This is a genomic window from Catellatospora sp. NPDC049133 (genome assembly GCF_040648455.1).
In the GTDB taxonomy this organism is placed as follows: Bacteria; Actinomycetota; Actinomycetes; order Mycobacteriales; family Micromonosporaceae; genus Catellatospora; species Catellatospora aurea.
Window position 1 is genome coordinate 22804 of sequence record NZ_JBEZDT010000050.1, and the last position, 12353, is coordinate 35156.

Here is a 12353-nt window from a genome sequence, read left to right on the forward strand (position 1 = left end):
CTCCGGTGTCACGACCACGGTATTCGCACATAGGGAAGGCCACCATGTCCAACGAGAACTCCGCACTCCTGCCCGCCGTCCGATCGTTCCTGTCCTCGCCCAAGCAGCTGCTCATCGGCGGCGAGTGGGTGGACGCGAAGGACGGCAGGACGTTCGACACCGTCAACCCGTCGACCGAGGAGGTGCTGGTCCAGGTCGCGTACGCGTCCGCTGTCGACGTGGACCGTGCGGTCGTGGCGGCCCGTACGGCGTTCGAGTCGGGCCCGTGGTCGAGGATGACCCCGCGCGACCGCTCCCACCTGCTGTGGCGCATCGGCGACCTCATCGACGCCCACGCCGATGAGTTCGCGCAGCTGGAAGCCCTCGACAACGGCAAGCGGGTCGAAGCGGCCCGGGACGGTGACGTCGCGACCTCCGCCGAGCTCTTCCGCTACTTCGCCGGCTGGGCGACCAAGATGGAGGGCACGACCATCCCGATGTCCGTGCCGGGGCGCGAGTTCCACGCCTACACCCGCCGCGAGCCGATCGGCGTCGTCGCGGGCATCGTGCCGTGGAACTTCCCCCTGCTGATGGCCTGTTTCAAGATCATCCCGGCGATCACCGCGGGCAACACCGTCATCCTCAAGCCGGCCGAGCAGACCCCGCTGACCGCGCTGCGCCTCGGCGAGCTCCTGCTGGAGGCCGGCCTGCCGGCCGGTGTCGTGAACATCCTGCCCGGCTTCGGTGACACCGGGGCGGCGCTGGTCGACCACCACGGCGTCGACAAGGTCGCGTTCACCGGCAGCACCGAGGTCGGCAAGAAGATCGCCGCCGCGGCCTCGGGCAACCTGAAGAAGGTCTCCCTGGAGCTCGGCGGCAAGGCGCCCAACATCATCTTCAACGACGCCGACATCGAGGCCGCGATCGCCGGGGCGGTGCTGGGGGGTTACTTCAACGAGGGGCAGTGCTGCGTCAACGGCTCGCGCCTCTACGTCCAGCGCGACGTCTTCGACCAGGTCGTCGAGGGGGTCGCGGCGGCCGCGCGCGCGATCAAGGTGGGCGACGGCTTCGACCCTGCCTCGCACATGGGCCCGCTGGTCTCCAAGGAGCAGCACGAGAAGGTCCTGGGCTACATCCGGGGCGCGGTCGCCGAGGGCGCGGTCCTCAACGCGGGCAGCGCCGACGCGGTCGGCGATCGCGGCTTCTTCGTGCAGCCGACGCTCATCACGTCGGTGAACGAGCGGATGGCCGTGCAGACCGACGAGATCTTCGGCCCGGTCGTGACGGCGATCCCCTTCGACACCGAGGACGAGGTCGTCGCGGCCGCGAACAACACGGTCTACGGCCTCGCCGCGGGTGTCTGGTCGCGCGACATCGGCACCGCGCACCGCGTCGGCGCCCGCCTGCGGGCCGGCACGGTGTGGCTCAACACGTGGCACGCCGACGACGTCACCCTGCCGCGCGGTGGCTTCAAGCAGTCGGGCTGGGGGCGCGAGCTCGGCTCGTTCGGCCTGGACGACTACACCGAGCTCAAGACCGTCATCGCCGAGCTGCGATGAGCTCAGCTCGCCGCGGCGGTGAGCGATGTGTGTGACCTGACGAGGCAGGCCCGCCGGATCTTCCGGCGGGCCTGCCTCGGTGTCGGCCGCCGTTCGGGCGGCGTCGGCGCACCACGTGTACGCGCCGCGGACGCGCACTCGGAGAGTGACGCCATCTGCACTTGGGGTGAGGTCTTGAGCGACAGTGCCGCGATCTGCGGCTACATCTTTTTTGATGTGAGCACATCAAAAAAGATGTGGCCGCTCGACGAGTGGTCCGCCGGAGGCAAGGCGACGCCCGGTGACCACACCGCCCCGCAGCGTGCCACCCACCCGTGCCGCCCCCGAGCCTTGCGGTGCCGCATCGTGCGCTGCCACGCCGCCGCATGTGTCCGTCGGGTTGCGACGGACGGCCGCGATGGAACGAGTTGTGGTTCGCATATGAGAACGCTGTTAAAACTCGGTTCACGTACGTGGACACGATTCTTGACAGGCTATTCACGGGTGTCTTACGTTCAGGCTCCCGTGGCGGCGGCCGTCCTCGCCGCCACGCCCGCCGAACCTCAAGGGATCTCTTATGAAAGTGCCCCGCAGGTCTGCCCGCTCCCTCCTATTTGCGCAACTCGACCGACGGTTCCGGGGACTGTCCGGTCGGGCCGCCGCGATGTTCGTCGCCCTGGCCACGATCGCCGGGTTGCTGACCGGACCCACCGCGGCCCACGCAGCCCCCGACAACGACGGCCGGCTCAGCATCCTGCTCTTCTACAAGGCCAACTTCCACGCCTCCAACGTGCAGGCCCGCCAGGCCGTGCGCGACCTGGCCGCCCAGCTCGGCACGCAGTACGGCCAGCCGGTGGACATCCAGGAGACCGACGACCCGGCGGCGTTCAACACCGCCAACCTCGCCATCCGGGACACGGTCGTGTTCGCCCAGACCGGTGGCGTGCTGTTCAACGCTTCGCAGCGCTCCGCACTGGAGGCCTACATCCGCGGTGGCGGCGGCTTCATGGGCCTGCACTACACCGGCTGGTCGGTGGGCGAGAGCGAGCACGACGTCAACCCGTTCTACGCCCGCCTCGTCGGCGCCGTCTCCGAAGGACACCCGGAGAACCCGGGCGTACGGCCGGGCCGCGTGTTCGTGACGAACACCAGCCACCCGCTCACCCAGGGCGTGACGGCCAGCCTCACCCGCAGCGACGAGTGGTACGACTGGGTCGTCAACCCGGCCCCGTGGGTGCGCACCCTCATCCAGGCCGACGAGTCCTCCTACGGCATGGGCCGCCAGGGCTCGATGCACCCGGTCACCTGGTGTCAGACGATCGACTCCGGCCGGTCCTGGTACACCTCCATGGGTCACGAGGGCACCGCGTACAGCGAGTCCTACATGCTCGCCCAGATGAGGAACGGCCTCGCCTACGCCGCGAAGCTGCTGGCCGGCGACTGCTCGCCGCCGGTCAAGGACCAGGCCGGCTCCTGGAGCGGCGTCACCCCGTGGCCGCTGGTCCCGATCAACATGGCGCTGACCTCCGACGGACGCGTGCAGTCCTTCGGCAGCGTCGGCGGCTGGGCCAACGACACCACGCCGTACGACTGGACCGGCAACGACGGGGTCACGCAGGGCGGCCAGATGGAGGTCGACGTCTGGGATCCGGCCACGCCGCGGACCCTGGCGAACGTGCGTAACGGCATCCTGCCGAACACGACGTACACCGACCTGTTCTGCGCCATGCAGGTGCAGTCCCCGCACGACCACTCCACCATGACGGTCGGCGGCGACGACGGCATGGGCGGCAACTCGCCCAACGACGGTGCGATCGGTGTCACCAGCTACTCCACCAACAACGGGCTGCAGAACGAAGCGCCCATGAACTACCCCCGCTGGTACCCGACGGGAACCACCATGCCCAACGGCGACGTCGTCGTGCAGGGTGGCAGCCTCACCGGCGGACCGGGCGGGCGCGGTGTGCTCACCCCGGAGATCTACACCCCGGAGCAGGGCTCAGGCTGGAAGAAGCTCACCGGGGCCACCAACTCCGCCGCGTACGGTGACGGCGGGTCCGACCACGCCGGCAACGATGAGAACCGCTGGTGGTACCCGCGCGCGTTCGTCTCCCCGACCACCGGAACGCTGTTCAACGTCACCGGCACGCAGATGTACGAGCTCAACCCGTACGGCAACAGCGGCACCGGCCAGCTGACGCTGCGCGGCACCCTGCCCACCAACATCTCCAACCAGGGCGCCAACGGCAACCCGGTCGGCGCGACGTCCACCGCCACGATGTTCCGCCCCGGCAAGATCCTGCAGGTCGGCGGCGGCTGGTGGGGCAACGGCGGCGGCCCCGACGGCGCTCGGGCCGGCTTCGTCATCGACATCACCGGCGGCACCGCCAACCCGGTCGTCACGGCGACCCAGCCGATGAAGCACCAGCGCCACTGGGCGACCTCGACGCTGCTGCCCGACGGCCGCGTGCTGGTCACCGGCGGCGGCCGGGAGAACAACGGCAACGGCGGCTACGTCACCAACCCCGAGATCTGGAACCCGGACACCGGCGCCTGGACCGAGGTCGTCATTCCCGCCGAGCACGCCCGGCTCTACCACTCCACCGCCCTGCTCCTGCCCGACGGCCGGGTCATGATCGGCGGCGGCGGCGCGCCCGGTCCGCGCAACTACACCGACGTGGAGTACTACTCCCCGTCGTACCTGTTCGACGGCAACAACGCCGCTCCGCGCCCGATCATCAACACCGCGCCGGCGAAGATCGGCTACAACGGCTCGTTCCAGATCACCGCGACGGGCACCGTCTCCAAGGTCGCGCTGGTCCGCAACGGTTCGGTGACGCACGGGTTCAACAACGACCAGAACTTCCAGAACCTGGCGTTCAGCCAGTCCGGCAGCACGGTCACCATCACGTCGCCGCTCAACGGCAACTACGCGCCGCCCGGCGCCTACATGCTGTTCGTCTTCGACGCCGCCGGCACCCCGTCGGTCGCGAAGATCATCAAGATCGACCCGGCGGTCATCATGACGCAGCTCAACCCCCGGGTCGTCGATCAGTTCGAGTACCCGCGCCTGCCCGCCGAGTGGCGCACCAACAACCCGCCCGCGACGGTCGACGTCGCCGCCGGCAACAGCCGGATGGTGCCGTGGACGGTCCAGAGCCAGGTCCAGCTGGTGCGCGGCAACGCCACCGGCCAGGGTGGCCTCGGCTTCACCGGCTACCAGTTGTCCCTGGGCACCTCGGGCAACATCAGGCGCACCGTCAGCGACCTCACCCCCGGAGCCACCTACCGGATATCGCTGCGCTACGCCCGCGACGCCCGGTCCTCCGGGACCGCCGCCGCGACGGCCAGCCTGTCGATCGGCAGCCTGAGCACCACGCTCACCGCAACGACAGCCCTGCCGTCGACAGCCGCCTACGGCACCTACTCCGGCACCTTCACGGCCGCGACCGCCTCGCAGGTTCTCACGCTGGCGGGGACCGGTGGCGCCAGCCTGATGATCGACGACCTGGTGATCGTCGGCGACAACGCCCCGCCGCCCGCCACGGGCATCCCGGTGCGCTACGAGTTCGAGGAGGGAACCGGCACCACCGCCGCCAACACCGGCTCCGTCGGTTCGATCGGGTCCGCCGTGCTGACCGGCACCACCAGCTGGTCCGTCAACGGCGTCCTCGGCAAGGCGGTCAACCTGCCCGGCGGCAGCACCGCGAACGCGGTCGACCTGCCGGACAACCTCCTGCAGGGCGCGGCGAACTTCTCCACCAGCCTGTGGGTCCGCCCCGACACGAAGTCGAACTGGACCGGCCTGTTCCACATCGGTGACGGACTCGGCTCCGCCGGGAGCTACTACCAGATCCAGATGCAGACCCAGGCCGGCGGCAGCACCGGACTCGCCGTCACCTTCAAGGGCAAGACCGGCCCCGAGGAGCGGGTCTTCGCCACCCCGGCGCAGGACGTGGCCGTCAACCAGTGGAACCACGTTGCCTTCACCCGGCAGGGCTCGATCGGCACGCTGTACCTCAACGGCGTGGTGATCGCGACCCGTACCGACCTCACCGTCGGCATGACCGAGGTCGGCCCGACGGCCAACAACTGGCTGGGCCGCAACGGCTACGGGGACGCGGCGTTCGACGGTCTGATCGACGACGTGCGCCTGTACACGTCCACCCTGACCGCGGCGGACGTGGCGAACGTGTACAACGAAGGGGTCGCGGTCCGGTACACCTTCGACGAGAACACGGGCACTTCCGCCGCGAACACCGGTGCGAAGTCGTCGATCGGCGCAGCCTCCTTCCTGGGTACGACCGGCTGGAGCGCAGCCGGAAAGTACGGCAGCGCGGTGTCGCTGCCGGGCGGTGCCGCGAGCACGAACAACCACGTCAAGATGGCCGACAACATCGCGGCCGGACTGGACGAGCAGTTCACCGTGTCCTTCTGGGCGCGTCCGGACACGCTGCCGAGCTGGGTCCCACTGGTCCAGATCGGCAGCAGCACGGACACGTTCTTCCTGCTCCAGTCGTCCACGAACGGCACGACCACCGGATTCGGGGCGACGTTCAAGGCGGCCGGGGTGGCCACGCAGGAACGGCTGCTGCTAGGTGCGGGCAACGACCTGCCGCTCAACGCGTGGACGCACGTGGTGTTCACGATGAACGGCTCGACCGGGAAGATCTACTTCGACGGCGTCCTGCGGGCCACCCGGACCGATTTCACCATCGGCATCGGTGACGTCGGCGTGGGCGGCACCACCACTGCCAACTTCATCGGTGGTACGAGCTGGGGGGATTCCCGGTTCGACGGGTTGATCGACGACTTCCGGCTCTACGGTTACGAGCTCACCGCCGACCAGGTGACGCAGTTGTATCAGGGTCGCCGATGAGGTGACGCTCCGCTAGCGCATCCACATTGGCCGCGGACCGAGCCGACACCTGGTGGATGACATGACGTGGGCCCCGGAGAATCCTCCGGGGCCCACGCTCGTCCAGGGACCTGATTCACATCGCGGCGACCAGTCGCCGCGGCTCGGCGAGCCCGGCGCAGGCACCGCATCCGCAGTCGCACTCGCAGCTCGCAGCGGGCTCGTCGACGGCTGCGAGGGGCGAGGGGCGAGGTGACCCCGCTTCGGCAGGCACTTGTCCGACGGCCGCCTGCTCGGCGGGTGCCTGCTCGGCGGCCAGCCGGTGGGCGAGCTGCTCGCCTTCGACGTCGATGTTCGGCAGGAGCCGGTCGAGCCAGGCGGGCAGCCACCAGGCGGCCTTGCCCAGCAGCGACATGACGGCGGGCACGATCGTCATGCGGACCAGGAACGCGTCGACCGCGACACCGACGGCCAGGGCGAATCCGAGGGACTTGACGATGGTGTCGTCGGTGAGGATGAACCCGGCGAACACCGAGATCATGATGAGGGCGGCGGCGGTGACGACACGGGCACCGTGACGGGTGCCCGTGATGATCGCCTCGTCAGGGGTGGCGCCGTGGACGTACTCCTCGCGGGCACGGGTGACGAGGAAGACCTCGTAGTCCATGGCGAGGCCGAACAGCACGCCGATGAGGAAGATCGGCATGACGCTGACGATCGGGCCGGTGGACTCGACCCCGAACAGGTCGGCGAGCCAGCCCCACTGGAAGACCGCGACCAGGGCGCCGAACGCGGCCGCGACGCTGATCAGGAAGCCGAGGGTGGCCTTCAGCGGCACCAGCACGCTGCGGAACACGACCATGAGCAGTACGAACGCCAACCCGACGACGATCGCCAGGTACGGCCCGAGGGCCGCGGTCAGCTTGTCGGACACGTCGATGTTGAGCGCGGCGGTGCCGGTGACGGCCAGGTCCGCTCCGGTCGACGCGGTCACCTCGCCGGCGTGGTCGCGGATCGCGGCCACCAGGTCCTTGGTCTGCTGGGTGCCGGGTCCGCCGCGCGGGATCACGGTCAGCATGGCCGTGTCGCGAGCGGCGTTGATCGTCGGTGGGGTGACCATGACCACGTCTTGCAGCCGGGAGACGATCTGCTGGGACTGCTCGGCGGCGGTGCCGACGTCGCCGAGGTTGTCCTCGACGACCAGCAGCAGGGGGCCGTTGAAGCCGGCGCCAAAGCCTTCGCTGAGCTGGTCGTAGGCGCGGCGCTGGGTGGAGTCGGCGGCGGCGGTGCTGTCGTCGGGCAGGGCGAGGTTCAGGTCGAGGGCCGGAATGGCCATGACACCGGCCACGCCCAGGGACAGCAGCAGCGCCGGGATGCGGCGGCGCAGCACACCGCGCGCCCAGTGCCCGCCCATCGGCATCGTGCCGGGGGAGCGGTGCCGGCCGATGCCCCGGCGGTTGTCCCTGGTGAGGATCCTGGTTCCGGCGAAGCCGAGCAGCGCGGGCACCAGGCTGAGGGTGATCGCGACCGCGACCGCCACGGTGCCGGCGGCGGCCACGCCCATCGCGGTGAGGAACGGGATGCCGGTGACCGACAGTGCGACCAGCGCGATGATGACGGTGAGGCCGGCGAACACGACCGCCGACCCGGCGGTGCCCACGGCCCGCCCGGCGGCCTGTTCGGGTTCGTGGCCGTCGGCCAGCTCGTTGCGGAACCGCGAGACGACGAACAGCGCGTAGTCGATGGCCACGGCCAGGCCCAGCATGGTCGCCAGGGCAGAGGTCGACGACGACAGGTCGAAGTAGCCGGTGGCGACCTGGATGCCGGCCATGCCGAAGCCGACGCCCAGCAGCGCGGTCAGCAGCGGCAGGCCGGCCGCGACCAGCGAACCGAAGGTGATGAGCAGGATGAACGCGGCCACGGCGATGCCGATCGCCTCGGCTGCGCCGCCCGCGGACTGCTGCTGGGTGGCCGTGCCGCCGAACTCGACCCCGATGTCGGCCTGCTCGGCCGTGCGTCCGGCGGCGTACAGGGCCTGCCGGTCGGCGTCGGTCAGATCGCCGGCGGGCACCGAGTAGGAGACCGAGGCGAACGCGGTGCGCTGGTCGGGCGACACCGTCCGGCTCTGGAACGGGTCGCTGACCTGCGCCACATGCGGCGCGGCACGCAGCGCCGACACCGTGTCGGCGATCGCGGCCTGCTGGGCCGGGCCGGTCAGCGTCGCCTGGTCCGGGGCGGTGAACACCACCTGGGCGGCCGCGTCGTCCGCGCCGACCCCCATCTTCTCGCGCAGCACGGTGAGAGCCTCGGAGGACTCGGTGCCGGGGATGGAGAACGCGTTGCTGGTCTGCCCGGACAGGGTCGCCGCCCCGGTGCCCAGGGCGGCCAGCAGCACCAGCCACAGGGCGGTGACCAGCCCGCGGCGGCGGAAGGAGAACCGTCCCAGTCGGTGGAGCAGCGTCGCCATGATCAGTTCCTTGCCGTGTCCGGGGGGCGGCAGCGGGGGTGTGCCGACCGGTTGACCAGGAACGATAGAAGTCGACTAAGCCGAGCGGCTAACATTTGGTTACCCGAGAGGCATACCCCACATTCTGGTGGCCGTCCCGGCCTCGGCGGCGCATACTCGCAGCTCACGGCCCTGGGTGGCGGCCTTTCGACGACTGGCGAGGAGGCCGACCGCGATGAGTGCCGTGCCGCAGCGCCGCCGCGGCGGGCGCGACCAGCTCCTGGCCGTCGCGCTTCGCCTGTTCGCCCGCGACGGCATCCAGGCGACCTCGCTGCAGGGCATCGCCGACGAGGCCGGGGTGACCAAGGCGGGGCTCTACTACCACTACAAGACCAAGGACGAGATCGTCCTCGACGTGCTCAAGCCCCTGCTGGACGCCCTGCCCGCCGTCACACGCCGAGCCGAGGCGCACCGCACCCGGGCTGCGCGCGCCGACGAGATCCTCGGCGGATTGATCGAGATCGCGCTGCACGAGCACTCCGGCTTCGTGGTGCTGATGCAGGACCCGTACCTCACCCGGCTGCTCGGCCAGCAGGAATCCATGCGCCGGTGGTGGGAGGAGACCAGCGCCCTGATGCTCGGGCCGGACCCGGACCCGCAGACCCGGATCGGCCTGGCCATGTTCATCAGCGGACTGGTCGGCGCGAGCCGCGACCCGGCGATGACAGACCTGGACGACCGCACCCGGCGCCAGACCCTGCTCGAATGCGGCCGCCGCCTCCTCCAGCGCGACTGACGTCCCGCGACGGCCCGTGTCCCAGGTCACTCGGGAAGCTGTCACCTTCCGGGGAGCCGACCTGTCACCTGGTCATGACTGACACCAAGAACGTTCTGCTGGCAGGCGCGAGCGGAGTCTTCGGCCGGCACATCGCGCAGGAGCTGACCGCCGCGGGGTTCCACGTGCTGGGCCTGGGCCGGGGGCCGGGCAACAGCGTCGTGGCGGACCTGATGGACCGCTCGGAGCTGCTGCGCGCCGTGGACGGCCTGAGGATCGACACGGTCGTGCACGCCGCGACCGCGCTGCGGCACGCGCCGATGAAGCACGCGGACATGGCCGCGACCGACGCCCTGCGGACCACTGGAACCGCCAACCTGGTCGAGGCGGCGCGGATCACCGGCGCACGGCGGATGATCGCCGAGTCGATGGTGTTCGGATACGGATACCGGGACATGGGCGAGCGGATCGTCACCGAGGACGACGCGTTCGGGCCGGCCGGCCAGGACCGGCACTCGCAGCGGCACGTCGACGCGATGCGCACCAAGGAGGAACTGATCACCGGCGCGGACGGCGTCGAGGGCATCGCGCTGCGGTTCGGCCTGTTCTACGGACCCGGCGGCACCGAGGCGCTGGTGGAACTGTTGAACAAGCGCAAGCTGCCGGCCGTGGCCGACCGCGGCCGGGTGCTGCCGTGGGTCGAGCTGACCGACGCCGCACGGGCGGTGGCGCTGGCCGTCGAGGGCGGGCGGCCCGGCCAGGCGTACAACATCGTCGACGACACCCCGATGGGCTTCGGCGCGCACGTGCACGCGGTCGCCGCCGCGTTCGGGACCCCCACGCCCATGACCGTCCCGGCCTGGCTCACCCGCCCGATGCCGTACGCCCACAAGATGTTCACCACCAGCATGCGGGTGTCCAACGCCAAGGCGCGGGCCGAGCTGGGCTGGATCCCGCGCCACCGCGACTGCGCCGCGGGCCTGGCCACCATGCGCGCCTGACATGCGGCACCCTCTCGGCGCACCGGAAGTTGGTGCGGCCCGGCACGGCTGGCACGATGACCCGATGACGATCATGGACGGGACGGAGCAGGACCCCTTCACCGAGCACCGGCGGCTGCTGTTCGCCACGGCCTACCGGATGCTCGGGTCGGTCGCCGACGCCGAGGACATCGTCCAGGACGCCTGGCTGGCCTGGCACAAGGAAGACCGGACCGAGGTGCGCCACCCCAAGGCGTACCTGGTCCGGACCGTGACCAACCTGGCCCTGAACAGACTCACCTCGGCCCAGGCCACCCGCGTGTCGTACGTCGGCCCGTGGCTGCCCGAGCCGCTGCTCACCACACCCGACGTCGCCGACGCCGGCGAGACGGCCGAGGACGTCTCCTTCGCCCTGCTCGTCGTGCTGGAGACCCTCACCCCCGTGGAGCGGGCGGTGTTCGTGCTGCGTGAGGCGTTCGGCTTCTCCCATGGCGAGATCGCCGGATTCCTGGAGCGCCCCGAACCGACGGTCCGGCAGATCGCCCGCCGGGCCCGCGAGCACGTCCAGGCCCGGCACACCCGGTTCGACACGGACAAGGCCCGGCGCGAGCAGGTCACCGCCCGTTTCATGAGCGCCTGCGCCGGGGGCGACCTGAACGCGGTCATGGAGCTGCTCGCGCCCGAGGTCACCGCGTGGTCCGACGGCGGCGGCAAGGTCACCGCCGCGATCCGCCCGCTGCACGGTGCCGGCAGCGTCGCCCGCTGGCTGCTGGGCGTCATGGCCAAGCCCGAGATGGCGACGGCGACCGTCGCCACGGCCGTGGTCAACGGGGAACTCGCCATCCTGTGTCTGATGGGCGGAGCCCCGATCGGCGCGCTCACCTTCGACATCGACGACAGCGGCCTGCTGTGCAATCTGCGGTTTCAGGTCAACCCGGACAAGCTCGGCGGTCTGACGAACTGACGCACCGTGTCCCCGCGAACGGCGGGGCGGGACCTCATCCGGGGCCCGCCCCGCCGTCCGTCAGCAGGTCGAGCCGTTACCGGGTGCTCTCCCGGCCGTCGCGGACCACGAACTCGCCGGTCCCGGTCGTCGCGAACGCGGTCTGCTCCAACGTCAACGCGACCGCCCCGGCGCCGCCGTTCACGACCTGGGACTCGGTGATCCGGTAGGTGGCCGGGACGGCACCGTCGGCGAACAGGCGCTTGCCGTCGCCGACGACGACCGGGAACTGGATGAGCCGGTAGACGTCGACCAGGCCGGCGTCGTGCAGGGTGCGCACGAGCTGCCAGCTGCCGTGCACCTGCAGCTCGCCGCCCGGCTGCTCCTTGAGCCGGCGGACCTGCTCGACGACGTCGTCGCCGCGCAGCACGGTGGTCTTGCCCCAGGCCGCGTCGTCATCGGTGAGCGAGTTGCTGACGACGTACTTCTGCCAGTGGTTGAGGGCCGTGGCCACGATGTTGTCCGGGTCGGTCACCTGCGACCAGTAGGCGCGCATCATCTGGAAGGTGGTCCGTCCCAGCAGGATCGCCTCGGCCTTGCCGAACCACCCGGCGACGGGTTCGAGCTGGCCTTCGCCGCTGTGCGGGACCAGCCAGCCGCCGCGGTCGAAGCCGTGCGACGGATCCTCCTGGACTCCGCCCGGGCCCTGCATCACTCCGTCGAGGCTGACGAAGGTGTGGACGCTGAGTTTCATGCGCGGTCTCTCCTGGGGTCGTGCGGCATGGTGCCGCTGCTCGCGACAGACGGGATGTCTGTCGCGTGTGACCCTGTAGA

Annotated in this window: 7 protein-coding genes; 5 read left to right on the forward strand and 2 right to left on the reverse strand. The window is 70.4% G+C overall.

Going from position 1 to position 12353, the window contains the following annotated elements; translation table 11 throughout:
* Nucleotides 1–44 precede the first annotated feature (44 nt).
* A complete protein-coding gene (locus AB0B35_RS37860; RefSeq protein WP_361055456.1) occupies nucleotides 45–1538 on the forward strand; it encodes an aldehyde dehydrogenase family protein in 1494 nt (497 codons plus the stop codon).
* 643 nt (nucleotides 1539–2181) lie between these two features.
* Nucleotides 2182–6396 carry a LamG-like jellyroll fold domain-containing protein gene (locus tag AB0B35_RS37865; protein ID WP_361055459.1) on the forward strand — a complete coding sequence of 1405 codons (4215 nt, stop codon included), beginning with the start codon at nucleotides 2182–2184 and terminating at the stop codon, nucleotides 6394–6396.
* A gap of 115 nt (nucleotides 6397–6511) precedes the next feature.
* Here AB0B35_RS37865 and AB0B35_RS37870 read toward each other — a convergent pair whose 3' ends face one another.
* A complete protein-coding gene (locus AB0B35_RS37870) occupies nucleotides 6512–8842 on the reverse strand; it encodes an MMPL family transporter (protein WP_361055462.1) in 2331 nt (776 codons plus the stop codon).
* A gap of 214 nt (nucleotides 8843–9056) precedes the next feature.
* On the opposite strand from AB0B35_RS37870, the gene AB0B35_RS37875 reads away from it, so the two are divergent.
* The 3 genes from AB0B35_RS37875 (at nucleotide 9057) to sigJ (ending at nucleotide 11540) form a co-directional block, all read left to right on the forward strand.
* Nucleotides 9057–9617 (forward strand): helix-turn-helix domain-containing protein, encoded by a 561-nt coding sequence (locus AB0B35_RS37875; protein WP_361055465.1) that lies wholly within the window; start codon nucleotides 9057–9059, stop codon nucleotides 9615–9617.
* Between the two features lie 74 nt (nucleotides 9618–9691).
* Complete coding sequence (locus tag AB0B35_RS37880) at nucleotides 9692–10597, forward strand: NAD(P)-dependent oxidoreductase (protein WP_361055468.1); 906 nt, start codon at nucleotides 9692–9694, stop codon at nucleotides 10595–10597.
* A 64-nt stretch (nucleotides 10598–10661) separates the two neighbouring features.
* Complete coding sequence (sigJ, locus tag AB0B35_RS37885; protein ID WP_361055471.1) at nucleotides 10662–11540, forward strand: RNA polymerase sigma factor SigJ; 879 nt, start codon at nucleotides 10662–10664, stop codon at nucleotides 11538–11540.
* A gap of 76 nt (nucleotides 11541–11616) precedes the next feature.
* On the opposite strand, the gene AB0B35_RS37890 is transcribed toward sigJ, so the two are convergent.
* On the reverse strand, nucleotides 11617–12273 hold the full coding sequence (locus AB0B35_RS37890; RefSeq protein ID WP_361055474.1) for a dihydrofolate reductase family protein: 657 nt from the start codon (nucleotides 12271–12273) through the stop codon (nucleotides 11617–11619).
* Nucleotides 12274–12353 lie beyond the last annotated feature (80 nt).